Here is an 18,039-nt window from a genome sequence, read left to right as displayed (position 1 = left end):
TATCGGAAAGTGGGGCGGGCGCACCAATAATCGTCAGATTAGGGCGTTTCATGCACAAATGCTGGCTCGGCTGCCCAACAGGCCGCCAAATGGGGCTCGCAGCGGCCGCTTTGGCCGAAAAGAGTAGATGGATAGGTCAACAATTTTTCCGCCGGCGTGCTAGGATCGCTGCATGAGCGAGATCACGACGCCCGAAGGGGCCAATTCCCAGCTCGGCCAATGCCTCAAGGCGGCCCGCCAGGCGCGCGGCCTGACGCTCAAGCAGGTGGCGGAGCGGACCGGCATGGCGCTCTCGACGCTGTCCAAGGTCGAGAACGGCCTGATGTCGCTGACCTACGACAAGCTGGTCCAGCTCACGTCAGGCCTGAAGATGGAGATCGCCGAGCTGTTCAATCCGGCGGTGGCGGCGCCTGTGCAAGGTCGGCCGGTGACGGCGCGGCGGAGCATCAGCCGGGCCGGGCAGGGTCAGGTGATCACCACGAAGTTCTACACCTACACCTATCAATGCACCGACCTGATCGGCAAACGCATGGTGCCGATCGTGGCCGAGGTCCGCGCGCGCTCGCTGGAGGAGTTCGGCCCGCTGCTGCGCCACAGCGGCGAGGAGTATTTTGTCGTGACGAGCGGACGCGTCGCCGTCCACACCGAGTTCTACGCGCCCGAGATCCTGGACGAGGGCGACGGCATCTATCTCGACAGCACCATGGGCCACGCCTACCTCAACGCCGGCGAAGCATCCTCCGCCAAAGGCGTCTGTCTCTGCACCAGCGAAGCGCCCGATCTCTACGACCAGCTCCGCCAGATCGCCTCGCGCGAGTAGCGCGTCAGCGAGTCCTGAAGCGGAGTCCTGAAACGAAAAACGCCCGGCTTGGCCGGGCGTTTTTGATTCCGTGTCCGGCTTATTCGCCGCCACCGAAGCGGCGGGACCACCAGCCGGCACGACGCGGGGCGGCCGGCGTCTCGCTGGCTGCTTCCGGCGCGGGCTCAGGCTCAGGTGCGGGCGGAGCGACCGGCTCCGGCGCTGCCGCAACCGGTGTTGTCGGCTCGCTCGGGCCGCTCGAGAGGAAGCTCACCTTCTCGCGGACGGTGGAGCGGCGTCGGGCTGCCTTGTCGTCGGATGCGGGCTCTTCCTCTGCAACAGCGGCAGAAGGCGCGGGCTGCACCGGCGTTTCGACCGGAGCCTGCCACTGAAACTCGGGCTGAGACGTTTCGACCGGAGTAATGTGCTCCGAGTGCGCGATCGACGGTGCTGGCTCGCTGCCGGAGCTATCGAAATCGGCAACCGCGTCGGTTGCTTCCGACGGTTGATTGCCACCGAGCTCGTCGCCGATGGAGCCGGCGAGACCTTCCTCGCCGCTACCGCGCCGACGACGTCCACCCCTGCGACCACGCCGGCGCCGGCGCTCGCCGCTGCCCTGCTGATCGCCGCGGGCGGCCTGTTCCTCGCCTTCTTCGCCTTCCTGTTCGGTGTCGGCATCCTCGTCGCCTTCGCCGGCCGCAACGGCCGCCTCGGGAAGGGTGGGCGGGCTATCCTCGCGAAGCTCACCATCGCGCTGGCCACCGCGGCCGCGCCGGCGACGGCGGCGCTTGCGGCGCTGGCCGTCCTGCTCGGCGGACGCTTCGCCGCCAGCCTGCTCCTCGGCAAGACCTTCGGTCTCCTCGGTCTCGATCTCGGATTCCAGCTCCGGATCGAACTCCTCGTCCTCGTAGGCCTCTTCAGCCACCGGCGGCGGGCTCGCAGCGGCTTGTGCCGCCAGCAGCGCCTTGGCGGCTTCAAGCGTGTGCACCTGCTCGCCGCGGTCGATCAGATAGGCCTGCGGACCGCTGACGCTGGGGTCGGCGATGACAGACAGCGTGACCTTGAAGCCGTTTTCGAGGTCGCGCAGATGGCCGCGCTTGTGGTTAAGCACGTAGAGCGCGACGTCGGTACGGGTACGGACCACGAGATTGTGGGTCGCGCCCTTCATCAGGATCTCTTCGAGGCCGCGCAACAGCTGCAGCGCCACCGAGGACACCGAGCGGACGTGGCCGGTGCCGCCGCAATGCGGGCAGGGATCGGTCGAGCTCTCCAGCACGCTGGCGCGGATGCGCTGGCGCGACATCTCCAGCAGGCCGAAATGCGAGATGCGGCCGACCTGGATGCGCGCGCGATCCTGCCGCAGGCAGTCGGACAGCTTGCGCTCGACCGCACGGTTGTTGCGCTTCTCGTCCATGTCGATGAAGTCGATGACGATCAGGCCGGCGAGGTCGCGCAGGCGGAGCTGGCGGGCGACTTCTTCGGCCGCCTCCAGATTGGTCTTGAGCGCGGTGTCCTCGATATGGTGCTCGCGGGTCGAGCGTCCGGAGTTGACGTCGATCGAGACCAGCGCCTCGGTCTGGTTGATCACGACATAGCCGCCGGAGCGCAATTGTACCGTCGGCGAGAACATCGCATCGAGCTGGCTCTCGACGCCCATCCGTGAGAACAGCGGCTGGCCGTCGCGATACTGCTTCACCGCGCTGACATTGGCGGGCATCAGCATCTTCATGAAGTCGCGCGCTTCGCGGTAGCCGGACTCGCCGGCGACCGAGATCTCGTCGATCTCCTTGTTGTAGAGGTCGCGCAGCGAGCGCTTGATGAGCGAGCCTTCCTCGTAGACGAGGGTCGGGGCCTGCGACTTCAGCGTTAGGTCGCGCACCGTCTCCCACATCCGGATCAGGTACTCGAAGTCGCGCTTGATCTCGGGCTTGGTGCGGGCGGCGCCCGCGGTGCGCAGGATGATGCCCATGCCCTCGGGCACGTCGAGATCCTGCACCACTTCTTTCAGGCGGGAGCGGTCCTGGGCGCTGGTGATCTTGCGGCTGATGCCGCCGCCACGCGCGGTGTTCGGCATCAACACGGCATAGCGGCCGGCGAGCGAGAGATAGGTCGTGAGCGCCGCGCCCTTGTTGCCGCGCTCTTCCTTGACGACCTGCACCAGCATCACCTGGCGGCGCTTGATGACTTCCTGGATCTTGTACTGGCGGCGCGGGCGGAAGGTGCGCTCCGGCACTTCCTCCAGCACGTCGTCACCGCCGACGGACTCGACGACTTCCTCTTCGGCTTCCTCGCCGTCGTCATCCTCGTCCTCGTCGTCTTCACCGGCGGCGTCCGCGGCTTCGCCATGCGGCGCCTCGGCGCTCTCGCCATAGACGGCATCGGCCGGTTCAGCGGCTGACGTCACGGCCTCGGCCAGAGCCTCGGCGTGGAATTCGGCATGGGCTTCGGAGAGAACTGCCTCGTGCGGCTCGGCATCGGCGGCAGCTTCGGTCGCAACCACGGGCTCGGCGCCAACCGCAGCGACGACAGGCGCGGGCGTCTCGCCGGCATGATCATGGTCGTGATGATCGTGCTCGCCATCATGATTGTGGTCGTCATGATCGTGGTTGTGATCGTCATCATGGCCGTGATCGTCATGGCCGTGATCGTCGTGATCGTGCTCGTGATGATCATGCTCGTGATCATGAGCTTCGTGCTCGTCGTGATGCCCGGCATCGGCGTGCAGATGCTCGCCCTCGTGCGGGACGCCTTCGGCGTGCTCCGGCAGCGGGGCGCCCTCGACCGGCTGGGCCGCGGGATCGCTACCTGCGTCGAGGCCTTCGACGATATCGCTGCGCATGCGCTCGCCATGACCGCGGCGACGGGCGTTGCGGTGGCGCGAACGGCGGCGGCCGTGGGAGCGGTTCTCGCTCTCTTCCTCGGCCTCGCGATGGGCCTGTTCCTCGGCCTCGATCAGCGCCTGCCGGTCGGCGACCGGGATCTGGTAGTAGTCGGGATGAATTTCGCTGAAGGCGAGGAAGCCGTGGCGGTTGCCGCCATATTCGACGAAAGCGGCCTGGAGCGAGGGTTCGACCCTGGTGACCTTGGCGAGGTAAATGTTCCCGCGCAGTTGCTTGCGTTGCGCGGTCTCGAAATCAAACTCTTCGACGCGATTGCCGCGGACCACGACGACCCGGGTCTCCTCCGGGTGGGTGGCATCGATCAACATCTTGTTGGGCATGTCTTAACTCTTGGCGGCGGCGGGCGCGACTCACCGTGGGCGCGATCTGCGCTGCCGGGTGACGCGACGGTCCACCTGATTCGGGGGTGAGGGGAAGGCCGAAACGCCGTCTCTCGCGCCTTGCCGAACCGGAAGCTTCAGGACCAAAGCGGCGCGCGGGATTGTCACTCCGCAGCGTCGCGAATCGTCCTTCAGAATTCGTCGGCACAGTCTGGCGCATCAAGCGTCGGCCCGTATGAAACATTGGGCGGCGGGGCCGCCCCTCAATCAGTTGCTGCTGGCCAGGCATGGCGCGAGCGCGCTCGCCTTGGGGATCACGAACCGCCCCCTTGGGATCAAGGGACCGGGTAATGGGTTACGCCGCTGTCAGAACCGTCCCGGAAACGAGGTACCCGGAAACCGTCCGCCGCCGGGGCTTGACCCGCTCCACCTCGCTGCCGCGCACCGCGCTGGTCTTAGAGGGGAACGGAAAACGCTGGAATTCCCAAATCTTGGGAGCTCCGGCGCTGCACCGGGAGGCTGAATGCGACACAACCGAAAATATCGGCCGTCAGCATTCCGTACATACGAGGAATGGGCCATCCGTGCAAGGGAGCGTCGCACGGCGGTCACAGTCGGCGAGTTTCGCGATCCCTTCATTAAGGATCGATTAACCCTGTGGTTCTATTGCGTTAAAAAAGCAGCTCGGAGGCACGGAATCGTTGGCGAGCCGCGCAAATCAAAGCGTTTTGCTGGGATGCGCACTGTTGTGCGCTGCAGCATTGCCGTATGCTGATTCCTCGCGCCTGAGCGCGGCGGAGAGCCAGTCGCAACCCTCTGTTGCGGTAGCGAATTTTCCAGTTGCGACGGGCGCGCGCCTCGCCGGTGACGGCAAGCAGACGCGCTTCATCCTCGATATCGATCAGACCGTCACCTTCCGCGCAGTCACGCTCGACGACCCCTATCGGGTGGTGGTCGACGTTCCCCAGGTCAATTTTCAGCTCCCGGCCGGCACCGGGGCCGGGGGGCGGGGGCTGGTCAAGGCGTTCCGCTACGGCCTGGTCATGCCCGGCGGCTCGCGAATCGTGTTCGACCTGACCGGACCGGCCAAGATCGCCAAGTCCTACGTGGTGGAAGCGGCGAACGGCCAGCCTGCGCGGCTGGTGCTCGAGCTGGAGGAGGTCGATCGCGCCGCCTTCGTGCAATCGCTCGCTCCGGAGAACCGCCCCGATTTGCGGCCTGCGATCGCCGACGCGCCGCCGGCGACGATTCCCGCCAAGGCGGCCCCTGAGTCTCCGCAGCAAAAGGCCGATAGCCGTCCGGTGGTCGTGATCGATCCCGGCCATGGCGGCATCGACAACGGTACGCAGTCCAGCGGCGAGAGTGAGAAGAACCTGGTGCTGGCCTTTGGCCTCGCGCTGCGCGACCGGCTGGAAAAGGCCGGCAAATACCGCGTGGTGATGACGCGGGACGACGACACCTTCATCCCCCTCAATGACCGGACCAAGATCGCGCGCAACCTGAAGGCCGCCTTGTTCGTCTCGATCCACGCCGACGCGCTGCCGCGTGCCGAGGGCGATGCGCAGGGGGCCACCATCTATACGCTGTCCGACAAGGCCTCCGACGCCGAAGCCCAGCGTCTGGCCGACGCCGAAAACCGTGCGGATGCGATCGCCGGCTTCAATCTGGCGGAGGAGCCGACCGACGTCGCCGACATCCTGATCGACCTGACGCAGCGGGAAACGCGCACGTTTTCAAACCGTTTTGCCCATTTGCTGATGGGCGAAATGAAGTCGACGGTACGGATGCACAAGCATCCCCTGAAATCCGCCGGTTTCCGGGTGCTGAAGGCGCCCGACGTGCCCTCGGTGCTGGTCGAGATCGGTTATGTCTCCAACAAGGGCGACCTCGAGCATCTCGTGTCCGAGGGCTGGCGGTCGAAGGCCGTCGGCTCGATGGCGCAGGCGATCGACGGATTCCTGGCCAAACGGATGGCGACGACCGCCGGGGGAGCGTCGAATTGAAGAAGAAGGCTTTTTCCGTCCCGCCGCAAAAGCCCTAGTTTGGCCACAGCGGGCGATTTATAAAAACACCGCAGGGGGTTCCGGAATCGGAGAGAATCCCGCTCGGCAAACGTCTTTAGGCCCGGCCTTGATGTGATTGCGTAGGCCGGTGAATTCGCGACGTGAGGTTGGCGCCAGTTTCAGGTGCCAGTTGGGCTGATACTGGGCTGATCCAGAGTTTGAACGGATAAACACATAATGCGCTTGCTGGTGCGGTTCATGGGCTTCCTGTTCGCCGCGGGAACGGTGGTGTTCCTGGTCGGTGTCGGGGCCGTGGCAGGCCTGATCTGGCATTTCTCCAAGGACTTGCCCGATTACTCTCAGCTTCAGGATTACGAGCCGCCGGTGATGACCCGCGTGCACGCGGTCGACGGCTCGCTGCTCGGCGAATACGCCAAGGAGCGGCGGCTGTATCTGCCGATCCAGGCGGTGCCCAAGCTCGTGATCAACGCCTTCCTCGCGGCCGAGGACAAGAATTTCTACGAGCACGGCGGCATCGACTACACCGGCATGGCGCGCGCGGGCGTGCTCTATCTGCAGAACTTCGGCTCCAACCGTCGTCCGCAGGGCGCCTCCACGATCACCCAGCAGGTCGCCAAGAACTTCCTTCTGACCAACGAGGTCTCCTTCTCCCGCAAGATCAAGGAAGCCTTGCTGGCGATGCGGATCGAGAAGACCTATTCGAAGGACAAGATCCTCGAACTGTATCTGAACGAAATCTATCTCGGCCTCGGCGCCTACGGCATCGCGGCCGCCTCGCTGGTCTATTTCGACAAGTCGGTGAACGAGTTGACGGTGGCGGAAGCCTCCTATCTCGCGGCGCTGCCGAAGATGCCGGCGACGCTGCATCCGGTGCGTAACCGCGACCGCGCCATCGAACGCCGCAACTATGTGATCGACCGTCTGCTCGAGAACGGCTGGATCAAGCAGGCCGACGCCGACAAGGCCCGCAAGGAGGCGCTGGCCGTCACCAACCGCTCCAACGGCGCTCACACGTTTGCCGGCGAATATTTCGCCGAGGAAGTCCGCCGCGACATCTTCGAGCGCTATGGCGAGAAGAAGCTCTACGAGGGCGGCCTTTCCGTCCGCACCACGCTCGATCCGAAGATCCAGGTCATGGCGCGCAAGACCATGGTCTCTGGCCTCGTGAACTATGACGAGCAGCAGGGCTATCGCGGCGCCATGAGCAAGCTCGATATCTCGGGCGATTGGGGCGTGAAGCTCGCCGAGATCAAGTCGCTGTCCGACATCTCGCCGTGGCGCATGGCGGTGGTGCTGGAGACCAGCGACCAGTCGGCGCGCATCGGCTTCCAGCCGAGCCGCGAGCTCGGCGGCGCCATCAGCAAGCAGCGCGAGACCGGCCTCGTCACGCTCGACGGCGTGCGCTGGGCGAGGGCGACGCAAGGCAACGCCAAAGGCAAGCAGCCGACGTCGGTGGCGCAGGTGCTGCAGCCCGGCGACGTGATCTATGCCGATCCGCTCTACAGCAAGGAGGGACAGCCGGTCGAAGGCCAGTACCGCCTGCGCCAGATTCCGGAAGTGTCCGGCGCGATGGTGGTGATGGACCCGTGGACCGGCCGCGTGCTCGCAATGGTCGGCGGCTTCTCGTTCGACCAGAGCCAGTTCAACCGCGCCACGCAGGCCTATCGCCAGCCGGGCTCGTCGTTCAAGCCGATCGTCTATTCGGCCGCGCTCGACAACGGCTATACGCCCTCGACCGTCGTGCTCGACGCGCCGATCGAAATCGACCAGGGCCAGGGCGCCGGCGTGTGGCGTCCGGAAAACTTCTCCTCGGGCAAGTTCCAGGGCCCGGTGACGCTGCGCAACGCGCTGCGCCAGTCGCTCAACACCGTGACGGTGCGCCTCGCGCAGGACATCGGCATGCCCCTGATCGGCGAATATGCCCGCCGCTTTGGCGTCTATGACGAGCTCCCGAATTATCTGTCCTACGCGCTCGGGGCCGGCGAAACGACGGCGATGCGCATGGTCACGGCCTATTCGATGCTCGCCAATGGCGGTCGTCGCGTGAAGCCGACCCTGATCGACCGTATCCAGGACCGCTACGGCCGCACCATCTTCAAGCACGACCAGCGCGAATGCCGCGGCTGCGACGCGCCGGGCGGCTGGAAGAACCAGGCCGAGCCGCAGCTGATCGACCGCCGCGAGCAGGTGCTGGATTCCATGACCGCCTATCAGATCACCGAGCTGATGGAAGGCGTGGTCCAGGCCGGTACCGCGACCGTGGTCAAGGAGGTCGGCAAGCCGATCGCCGGCAAGACCGGCACCACCAACGAGGCCAAGGACGCCTGGTTCGTCGGCTTCTCGCCTGACGTCGCCGTCGCCATCTACATGGGTTACGACAAGCCGCGCGCGCTCGGCAGGGGCAACGCCGCGACCGGCGGCCATCTGGCCGCGCCGATCGCGCGCGATTTCCTCAAGCTCGCGCTCGCCGACAAGCCCGCCGTTCCGTTCAAGGTGCCGGCCGGCATCAAGCTGGTCCGCGTTGTCGCCAAGACCGGCATGCGCGCCGGCCCCGGCGAAACCGGCGGAACCATCCTGGAAGCCTTCAAGCCGGGCACGGCGCCGCCGGATAATTACTCGGTCATCGGTGTTGCCGATGCCGACGGGCGCGGCGGCGGCATGCCAGCCTCGCAGCAGCAGCAGCCGGATTCCGGCTTCTTCATGCGGCCGGCGACCGGTGGCCTGTACTAAGGCTTAGGACAAGACGGACGATCGCGGTTCCGGCGGTTGCGCTTTGCAGCCGCCGCCGCTACATCCCACACTCAATTGGACGCGGGATTCCGCGAGATCAGAGAACGACATGCGCGCCGAAATCGAACGGTTGGTAGAAGAGATCAAGCAGTCAGTCGGGCTGCTGAGGAGGCATCTTTGACGTCGAGAAATCGACGGCACGCCTCGCTGAGCTGAACAAGCTCGCAGAAGATCCCAACCTCTGGAACGATCCCCAGAAAGCCCAGAAGCTGATGCAGGAGCGGACCTCTCTTGAGGATTCGCTCAGCGGCATCGGCAAGGTCGAGCAGGAGCTCGAAGACGATATCGGCATGATCGAACTCGGCGAGGCCGAGGGCGATGCGGGTGTCGTGGCCGAGGCTGAAGCTGCGCTCAAGAACCTGAAGAAGGAAGTCGCGCGGCGCGAGCTCGAGGCGCTGCTCTCGGGCGAGGCCGACCGCTTCGATTCCTATCTCGAGGTCCACGCCGGCGCCGGCGGCACCGAGAGCCAGGACTGGGCGCAGATGCTGCTCCGCATGTACACGCGCTGGGCCGAAACCCACGGCTTCAAGGTCGAGTTCCTCGAGGAGTCCGAGGGCGAAGAGGCCGGCATCAAGTCGGCGACCATCCAGGTCTCCGGCCACAATGCCTATGGCTGGCTGAAGACCGAGGCGGGCGTGCACCGCCTGGTGCGCATCTCGCCGTTCGATTCCAATGCGCGCCGGCACACCTCGTTCTCGAGCGTGCAGGTCTTCCCCGTCATCGACGACAGCATCAAGATCGACATCAAGGAATCCGACGTCCGCGTCGACACCATGCGCTCGGGCGGTGCCGGCGGCCAGCACGTCAACAAGACTGAATCCGCGGTGCGCTTGACGCACATTCCGACCGGCGTCGCGGTGGTCTGTCAGGCCGGCCGCTCCCAGCACAAGAACCGGGCGCAGGCCTGGGACATGCTGCGCGCGCGGCTTTATGAAATCGAGCTGAAGAAGCGCGAGGAGAAGGCCGCCGCCGACCAGGCCGCCAAGACCGATATCGGCTGGGGCCACCAGATCCGTTCGTATGTGCTGCAGCCCTACCAGATGGTGAAGGACCTGCGCACGGGCGTGCAGACCTCCGACACCTCGGGCGTGCTCGGCGGCGATCTCGACGAGTTCATGGCCGCGACCTTGGCGCAGCGCGCCTTCGGCACCACCGGCGGTGACATCGAGGACGTCGACTAGCCATGACCCGCGTCGCCTTCATCGGGCTTGGACGGATGGGCCACGGCATGGCCGGCCGCTATCTCGATGCCGGTTTCACGGTGACGCTCTGGAATCGCAGCAAGGCCAAGGCGGAAGATCTGATCGCGCGCGGCGCGCTTTGGGCGACGTCGCCCGAGGACGCCGCGATCGATGCCGACGCCGTCGTGACCATGGTCGCCGATGACGAAGCCTCGCGCGCCGTCTGGCTGGGGCTCAACGGTGCGGCTAATACCGCCAAGGCCGGCACCATCGCGATCGAGTGCTCCACCGTCTCCTATGACCACGCCCGCGAGATGGGTCGCGAGCTCAACGCCCGCGGGCTGATCTACATCGACTGCCCCGTGACCGGGTTGCCGGATGCGGCAGCTAGCGGAAAGCTGACGCTGCTGGCCGGCGCCGATGCGGCTGATCTCGAACGCGCGCGCCCGTTCCTCGAACCGATCGGCTCGACCATCCGCCATTTCGGCGCGGTCGGCTCCGGCACGGTGTACAAGCTGATCAACAATCTGATGGGCGCGATCCAGATCGCCGGGCTCGCCGAGGGCCTTGCCATCGCCGAGCAGGCCGGGCTCGACATGAACCTCGTGCTGGAGTCGATCCAGGCGGGCGTCGCCGCCAGCCCACAGGTGCAGCGCCACTCCAAGCGCATGGTCGCCCGCGATTTCAGTGGCGCGACCTTCACCGCAGCGCTCCGGCACAAGGATGCCGCCTATGCCGTCAAACTCGCCGAGAGCCTGCTCGCCGACAAGCCGCTGGTCTCGCGTGCTGCGGTCGAATCCTACGCCCAGGCCAAGGCCGTCATGCCTGACGAGGACGAAGGCAAGATGATCGAGCTGGTGTCGCGGCCGAAGAAGCCGTCCTAGCCGGGCACATCGACATGGGGCAGCCTCGATCGGAACGCGGTCTCGGCATTGCCCTCGTCGTCGCAGCGGCGGTTGCCTGGAGCACCGCGCCATTCTTCACCCGGCTGCTGCCGTTCGATCCCTGGACCATCCTGTTCTGGCGTGGCCTGTTCGGCGGCAGCCTGATCTCGGTGCTTCTCGTCCTGATGCAGGGGAAGGCGGCGCTGCGGCAAGTGGTGGTGCCGGGACGCGGCGGCCTGCTCGTGGCGTCATTGTCCGCGATCGGCATGATCTCGTTCATTCCCGCGCTCCAGATGACCAATGTCATGAATGTCGCGGTGCTGATCGCGACGCAGCCCTTCGTCGCTGCCGCGCTGGCGTGGCTGTGGCTCGGCGAAGCCGCGACCTGGCGTACGCTGATCGCAAGCCTGGTCGCGTTTGCCGGCGTGGTGATCACCGTCGGTGGGATCAGAGCCGGCGCCGATATCGGCGGCGTCGCCCTGAGCTGCCTGATGGTGCTCGCCATCTCCGCCATGACGGTGGTGGTCCGGCGCCATCGCGAGACGTCGATGGTTGCGGCGGCTGCGCTCTCGAATTTCATCGGAAGCCTCGTCAGCCTGCCATTCGCTCATGACATCGCCCATGTCGGTGGCCACAACCTCGCGATCCTCGCGGCGTTCGGCTGCCTCCAGGTCGCGCTCGGCCTGACCTTCTACATGCTCGGCTCGCGCCTCCTGCCGTCAGGGCAGGCGTCGCTGATCGCAACGCTGGAGACACCGCTGATGGCGTTCTGGATCTGGGTGAGCTTTGGCGAAGTGCCGGCCGTGCATGCGCTGATCGGCGGGGCGCTGGTGATCGGGGCGGTGGTCGCCGATATCATCGGAGGCGCGTCAAAGCGCGAAGAGGCCTAACGCGCCACTTTGGGAGGTGACATGTCCGAGCGGTTGTCATTTCGGAAGCTGAATGAGGGGTGGAACGCAGAGCCCAATGCCCCGTATCCGCGAGTGGTCACATCAGGACATGATGTCCTTCTTCGCTTCTTGCTGAACCCTTTTGTCTTCAAGTCCTTTGCGGAAGAAGATGAGGGCGTCCTTCGTTTCGAGAATTGTGTCCGTTATCGTCTCGGAGCAACCAACGATGAGGGCTGGTTTCGGGGCCAATGCCGTTACAGCAAGCTGGCGCCGGGTTGGGGAGAGTTCTACGAGATCGCAGGTCCAGATCCCCATTTGATGGACCCGACAGATTGGAAGATGGCGCGTGGAGTTCCGACTTCGTCCCGTCACTTTCTGTTCTATTTTCGCGATGAGACATTTGAGTGTATCGCCGCTGAATGGACTTTCGAGCCCGCTGCGGACAATGCTCTGATCCACAAATTGCGTGCCGGCTAAGTTGAGCCCTGGTTTCCGGGCCCCCACTCGGTCGGAAATCGGGTGGCAATCTTCATCGAGCCGTACTAGGCGGTGAGGCCAGTCACCAATGTGAGACGCCATGTCCCCAAATGATAGCCGGATTGACGCGCGAGACTGGTCGCTGCTCGCGGTGCTGTCCGTCCTCTGGGGCGGCTCGTTCTTCTTCAACGGCGCGGCGTTGCGGGAGTTGCCGCCGCTGACGCTGGTGTTCCTACGCGTTGTTCTTGGTGCGGCCATGCTGTTGCCGCTTCTGCGCATGCAGGGGATCAGCTTTCCCAAGGGCGTCGCCGGCTGGAAGCCGTTCCTCGCGATCGGGCTGCTCAACAACGTCATCCCGTTCTCGCTGATCGTGATCGGCCAGACGTTCATCCCAAGCGGCCTGGCGTCGATCCTGAATGCGACCACGCCGCTGTTCACGGTGATGGTGATGGCCGCGGCGCGTGAAGAAGCTCTGCAAATGCGGCGCGTGGCGGGCGTGGCGCTGGGCCTTGCCGGCGTAATCATCCTGCGCGGATGGGGCGTCGAGACGAGGTCGGGGCAGGGGCTCGGCATCCTGCTCTGCCTTGGCGGTGCGCTCAGCTATGGCTTTGCGGCACTCGCGGCGCGGCGGCTGTTGAAGGACTCGCCGCCGCTGGGCACGGCGGCGTTTCAGCTGATGGCATCGACCGTGATGATGGCGGTCGTCGCCGGCGTGGTGGAGCAGCCCTGGCATCTGCCGATACCCGGCCTCACGACCTGGCTCGCGGTGCTCGGCCTTGCCGGCCTGTCCACCGCGCTCGCCTACATCGTCTTCTTTCAGATCATCCGGCGCTCTGGCGCGACCAATGTGATGCTGGTGACGCTGCTCATTCCCGTCACGGCCATTCTTCTCGGCTGGCTGGTGCTGGGCGAGCCGATCTCTGCGCGCGAGATCGCGGGCGCCATCGTCATCGGCAGTGCGCTGCTCGTGATCGATGGACGCGTTCTCAATCTGCTGCGGCGCGTCACGTAAGTTCCAGCATCACCGTTTCGCGCAGCGGAAAATCGTCGCGCTTGCCAGCGGCGAGTCTCCTTGCGACACTCTCCAGCAAAACAAGACTACAAAATAGGGGAGAGAACGATGCCGGGTCGTCGCGAAAGCCTTGCTGCCCTCGCCATTCTCATTGCCGGCGTGCTCGTCACGACACCGGCCCTGGCGCAAAAGAAATACGACCCCGGCGCCTCCGACAGCGAAATCAAGATCGGCAACATCATGCCCTATAGCGGGCCGGCGTCGTCCTATGGCGTGATCGGCAAGACCGAGGCCGCCTATTTCAAGATGATCAACGAGCAGGGCGGCATCAGCGGCCGCAAGATCAACTTCATCAGCTATGACGATGCCTATTCGCCGCCCAAGGCGATCGAGCAGGCGCGCAAGCTGGTCGAGAGCGACGAGGTGCTGTTGATCTTCCAGCCGCTCGGCACGCCCTCGAATTCCGCGATCATGAAATACATGAACGCCAAGAAGGTGCCGCAGCTCTTCGTCGCCTCCGGCGGCACCAAGTTCGGCGATCCCAAGAACTTCCCCTGGACCATGGGCTTCCAGCCCAACTACCAGAGCGAGGGGCGGATCTACGCAAAATATATCCGCGACAATTTCCCGAACGGCAAGATCGCGGTGTTCTGGCAGAACGACGACGCCGGCAAGGACCAGTTCAAGGGTCTGAAGGACGGGCTCGGCGACAAGGCGAGCATGATCGTCGCCGACAAGTCCTACGAGGTCAGCGATCCCTCGATCGACTCGCAGATCGTGGCGCTGCACGATTCCGGCGCGGACATCTTCTTCTCATGGGCCGCGCCAAAGGGCTCGGCGCAGGCGATCCGGAAGGTGGGTGAGCTCGGCTGGAAGCCAAAGTTCTTCCTCGCCAACACCGCGACCTCGGTCGCCTCGGTGCTCAAGCCCGCCGGGCTCGACTATTCCAAGGACATCATCTCGACGGTCTATCTGAAGGACCCGACCGATCCGACCTGGGACAAGGACCCGGCCGTGATCAAATGGCGCGCGTTCATGGACAAGTATTATCCTGACGGCGACAAGGCCAACGCCAACAACATCTATGGCTATGTCCAGGCCGAGGCGATGGCGCAGGTGCTGAAGCAGTGCGGCGACAATCTCACCCGCGAGAACGTCATGAAGCAGGCCGCGAGCCTGAAGGATTTCCACACCGACCTGATGCTTCCTGGCATCATGGTCAACACCTCGGCGGACGATTATTTCCCGATCGAGCAGATGCAGCTGATGCGCTTCAACGGGCAGGCCTGGGAGCTGTTCGGGGACGTCATCACCGGCGAGGTCGGCCACGAGCGTAGCCAGTAGTCAGGGGCCGTTGTCCGTGCGTTCGGCTTTCGCCCTCAGCGCCATGCCGCCGGCGACGCCGACACCCAGCACATACATCCAGCCCTCGTGAAAATCGAACAGATGCGAGTTCAGCAGCGAGCTAGCGATGTTCTGCACCACGACCACGAGGCCGATCCAGGCGGCAAGGCTGCCGCCCTGGAACAGGCGGAGATGCGCGATCCACATCGCGTAGAGCAGGACGATTCCAAGGACGCCCCACTGCACGGCGACGTTGAGGGTCTGGTTGTGGGGATTGCTGACGATCTCCGCATCCAAGCTACTTCCGCCGGTGGCCGCGCGCTCGAACTGGCGCTTGATCGAGCCGGTGCCGTGACCGATGAGAGGCGCCTTTGCAAAGGCGTGAAGCGACTTGCGCCAATAGGTCAGCCGTTGCGCGGTCGAGGCGCGGCTGATGTCCTCATGGCCATGACGGTATTCGACGGCGATGTCGGTGATGCGCTGGCGCAGATAGGACGATGTCGTCCAGGCAAGCGCGCTCGCGACGACCGTGCCTGCGAGCAGGACCAGCGTCGCCCGCCGGCTCAGATGCGTCCACGCGAACAGGGCCAGCAGCACCGCGATGCAGAGCAGCGCCGTGCGGGCCGAGGCGACGAACACCATGTTGGTGGCGAACAGCAGGATCAACGCAATGCATGCGGCTGCCGCGATCCTGCTTCCGCCGCGCCAGAAGGTCAGCGCGGGCAGCGCCAGTGCAAAGGCGCACAGTGTGAATTCCTGGCTCTGGTCGATGTAGTTCTTGACGGGAACGCCGGTCGACGCCGTCGCGGTGATCTTCCAGGCGGGATTGAACAGCACGACCCAGGAGAACACCGCAAGCAGCGCGCATGAAGCGAGAAAGGCGAGGCCAACCCAAAGGCCGCGCTCCGACCGGCTGAAATGGTAGAGCAGCGGCGGAATCAGCACGAGCTTTGCGACCGGCTTGATCGCGTGCAGCCGGTCAGCCCAGGCACCATCCGACCACAGCGTCCCCACCAGCGCGAGCAGCAGGAGCGCGAAGGGCAGCGCGAACGCGGGCCGCAGCAACTCGCGCCCATAGGCGCGCCAGTCGATGGTCGGCGTGACCGCGAGCAGCCAGAGCCCGACGAAGATCGAAGGGGCGCTGGTGGACCATGGCAGTGACGCCGCGATCAGAATGACCAGCACATCCGCCGTCCGGGCCAGCGCGGGTGACCGGCCGAGTGCCCGCCACCGGCTCCCGCCGCCTTGCCGATCGGCGGGATCGGACCACGTCGCGGAGTCGGCGGTCATCCGTAGGATGCGAGTTTCGCGGTGGCGAGGCTTTCGGCGGGCACATGATGCCCGAGGAAATCGCGGGCCTGGGTCTCGTAGCCGAAGCGCTCGGCCAGTTCGTGGCGCCGCGCGCGGATCCTGCCGCGGCACTCCTCCTGCCGTGTCAGCACGCGGGTGACGGAGGCTGCGATAGAATCGGTCGAGAACGGATCGAAATAGTCGGCAAGCTCGCCGGCGACCTCACGAAACACCGCGATGTCGGAGCACAGCACCGGCGTGTTCGCCGCCAGCGCCTCGATGATCGGGACGCCAAAGCCTTCGGCATAGCTCGGCATGATCAGGCCGTGGGCGTCAGCGATCAGCGCGGCCTTTTCGGGCTCGTCGACATAGCCGGCGAAGCGGACGTTTTGCGGCAGATTGCGCATCCGGCTGGTCTCGCCGGCATAGCCGATCACGACGAGATCGGCCTGGGGCACGCCGCGAAAGGCGCGGATCACGGTGGCGACGTTCTTGCGCGGCTCGTTCGAGACGATGACGACGAAGCTCGGCCGCCCCGGACGCCCCGACGGGGCTGGCAGGTGTAGGACATCCGGGGCGTCGAACCGGGTGCGGGGATACACGACCCGCGCCGGCAGGTGCGCAAATTGCGGCAACAGTTCCCTGAACCGCATCATGCTATAGTTTGAAACGAAGGCGAGCTCGTCGGCCTGGCGCAGGCTGGTGAGGAGCCTCGACAGGAACAGCCGCGTAGCGACGTCGCTGAGCTTGAGGTCGGTGAGCGGCAGCAGATCGTGGACGACGCAAATCACCTTGGCGCCGGGCTTGCGCCGGATCGCCACCCGCGTCGGCGTGTCCACGACGATGACGTCGTAGTCGCGCGCATCGACCCGCGGCGGCGGCAGCAGGAAGAATGCCGAGGAATCCTGATAGCTGTAGAAGCCGGGCTCGAGCTGGAAGCCGCGGAAAAGCTCGAGATGGCGCAAATCCGGCGGGACATATTCGAGCGCGGCCGTCCTGTTCTCGATCAGCCGGGCCTTGAGGCCGCGCAGGCCGACCGCGCGCAGCAGGCAGACGATATAGTCCCACGACACCGACATGGTGGCCTTGTGGCGGATCCAGTCGAGCGTGCGGCGCAGGCCGCCGCGCGCGGCCGGCTCGGCCATGTTGACCTCGTCGAGGAAGCGGTACAGCGCCAGCAGCTCGATGTTGGGCGCCTCTGCCGGAAACAGTTTTGTACGCCGCTCGCGCCGTCGCAGCTTGCGGAAGCGCCGCGTGGTCTCCACCAGCAGCGTCAACTCATGCCCCTCGGCCGCGAGGGAGCGCATCAATTCGCGGGTGAAGTGGAAGATGCCGCGCTTGTGGTTGGGCTCGCCCAGCGCTTCGGAGACGACGAGGATGTTCTGTTTCATGCGCGTTTCTCGCGAAGCTCGTAAGGGTGCGGGGCCGGCGGCTCGACCGCGACGGTCGAGGCGATACGGCCGTGATCGAGATTGATGATGCTGGAGCAGGTGCGGCGCAGCAGCGGCTGGTCGTGCGAGGCGATGATCACGATCGCGGCCTGCGACACCAGGTTCAACAGGCGCTCCTGTGCCTTCTCGGCAAAATGCTCGTCGACCACGCTGAGCCATTCGTCGAGCAGGAGGATGTCGGCCGGAAAGGCGGTGGCGGTCGCGAACAGCACCCGCATCAGCATGCCCGAGGAGAACATCCGCAACGGCAGCCGCCGCATGCGCCTCTCGAGCTCGGTGAAGGCCCAGATCTCGTCGATCACGGCGCGGGTCGGCTTGCGGCCGCTGATCCGCAGCAGCAGCGCGATGTTGTCCTCGGCCACGAAATCGAGGTTGACGCCGGCATTGAGGCCGAGCAGGGGCACGATGTTGCCCTTGACCGCAATGCTGCCGCTGCTCGGCGGATAGACGCCGGCGATCAGCCGCAGCAGCGTCGACTTGCCGGAGCCGTTGGGACCGGCCAGCCCGATGCGGCTGCCTGCTTCTGCCTCGATCGTGACGTTGTCGACGGCGCGGATGATCCGCATCTCGCCCGGCTCGCGGATGATGTGTCCGAGCAGCCGCCGCTTCAGCGAGTAGTCGTAGGCGCCGTAGAGCGGGTAATCGAGACTGACGTTGCGTAGGCTGATCGAGACCAT

At 65.3% G+C, this 18,039-nt stretch carries 13 protein-coding genes; 9 read left to right on the top strand and 4 right to left on the bottom strand.

Going from position 1 to position 18,039, the window contains the following annotated elements; translation table 11 throughout:
• Positions 1–172: 172 nt before the first annotated feature.
• Entirely contained in the window at positions 173–820 is a 648-nt protein-coding gene (locus tag VGR99_RS13570) for an XRE family transcriptional regulator (RefSeq protein WP_326898884.1), read from the top strand.
• 79 nt (positions 821–899) lie between these two features.
• Here VGR99_RS13570 and VGR99_RS13565 read toward each other — a convergent pair whose 3' ends face one another.
• Complete coding sequence (locus tag VGR99_RS13565) at positions 900–4,019, bottom strand: Rne/Rng family ribonuclease (protein ID WP_414645120.1); 3,120 nt, start codon at positions 4,017–4,019, stop codon at positions 900–902.
• Positions 4,020–4,720: 701 nt separating this feature from the next.
• Here VGR99_RS13565 and VGR99_RS13555 point away from each other — a divergent pair.
• From VGR99_RS13555 to VGR99_RS13520, 8 genes are all read left to right on the top strand, one after another.
• Positions 4,721–6,022, top strand: a complete 1,302-nt coding sequence (locus tag VGR99_RS13555) for an N-acetylmuramoyl-L-alanine amidase (RefSeq protein WP_326898881.1) — start codon at positions 4,721–4,723, stop codon at positions 6,020–6,022.
• Between the two features lie 237 nt (positions 6,023–6,259).
• A complete protein-coding gene (locus VGR99_RS13550; RefSeq protein ID WP_326898880.1) occupies positions 6,260–8,773 on the top strand; it encodes a penicillin-binding protein 1A in 2,514 nt (837 codons plus the stop codon).
• Positions 8,774–8,882: 109 nt separating this feature from the next.
• Positions 8,883–10,014, top strand: a protein-coding gene (gene prfB / locus VGR99_RS13545; protein WP_326898879.1) for a peptide chain release factor 2 whose coding sequence is annotated in 2 segments (ribosomal slippage) — positions 8,883–8,951 and positions 8,953–10,014 — 1,131 coding nt in all. Because the reading frame shifts where the segments join, the coding sequence is not laid out codon by codon here.
• Between the two features lie 2 nt (positions 10,015–10,016).
• Positions 10,017–10,898, top strand: coding sequence for an NAD(P)-dependent oxidoreductase (locus tag VGR99_RS13540; protein WP_326898878.1), 882 nt, complete (start codon positions 10,017–10,019; stop codon positions 10,896–10,898).
• 14 nt (positions 10,899–10,912) lie between these two features.
• A complete protein-coding gene (locus tag VGR99_RS13535; protein ID WP_326898877.1) occupies positions 10,913–11,788 on the top strand; it encodes a DMT family transporter in 876 nt (291 codons plus the stop codon).
• 21 nt (positions 11,789–11,809) lie between these two features.
• Complete coding sequence (locus VGR99_RS13530; protein WP_326898876.1) at positions 11,810–12,265, top strand: hypothetical protein; 456 nt, start codon at positions 11,810–11,812, stop codon at positions 12,263–12,265.
• A 100-nt stretch (positions 12,266–12,365) separates the two neighbouring features.
• The gene (locus tag VGR99_RS13525) at positions 12,366–13,277 is read left to right on the top strand and encodes a DMT family transporter (RefSeq protein ID WP_326898875.1); all 912 of its coding nucleotides are present in this window, start codon (positions 12,366–12,368) and stop codon (positions 13,275–13,277) included.
• 108 nt (positions 13,278–13,385) lie between these two features.
• Positions 13,386–14,621, top strand: a complete 1,236-nt coding sequence (locus VGR99_RS13520) for an ABC transporter substrate-binding protein (RefSeq protein WP_326898874.1) — start codon at positions 13,386–13,388, stop codon at positions 14,619–14,621.
• On the opposite strand, the gene VGR99_RS13515 is transcribed toward VGR99_RS13520, so the two are convergent.
• Genes VGR99_RS13515 through VGR99_RS13505 form a run of 3 tightly spaced genes read right to left on the bottom strand, consistent with a single transcriptional unit; the run spans position 14,622 to position 18,039 of the window.
• A complete protein-coding gene (locus VGR99_RS13515) occupies positions 14,622–15,911 on the bottom strand; it encodes an O-antigen ligase family protein (protein ID WP_326898873.1) in 1,290 nt (429 codons plus the stop codon). It lies immediately after the preceding gene.
• Positions 15,908–17,302: a glycosyltransferase family 1 protein gene (locus tag VGR99_RS13510; protein WP_326898872.1), complete on the bottom strand. Its 1,395-nt coding sequence runs from the start codon at positions 17,300–17,302 to the stop codon at positions 15,908–15,910. Before VGR99_RS13510 ends, VGR99_RS13515 begins: the two co-directional genes overlap by 4 nt.
• Positions 17,299–18,039 carry an ABC transporter ATP-binding protein gene (locus VGR99_RS13505; protein WP_326898871.1) on the bottom strand — a complete coding sequence of 247 codons (741 nt, stop codon included), beginning with the start codon at positions 18,037–18,039 and terminating at the stop codon, positions 17,299–17,301. Before VGR99_RS13505 ends, VGR99_RS13510 begins: the two co-directional genes overlap by 4 nt.

Origin of the sequence: Bradyrhizobium sp., assembly GCF_035935975.1 — a bacterium.
In the GTDB taxonomy this organism is placed as follows: Bacteria; Pseudomonadota; Alphaproteobacteria; order Rhizobiales; family Xanthobacteraceae; genus Bradyrhizobium.
Note: the sequence above shows the minus strand (reverse complement) of the source record. Positions and strands in the feature narration are given on the sequence as shown.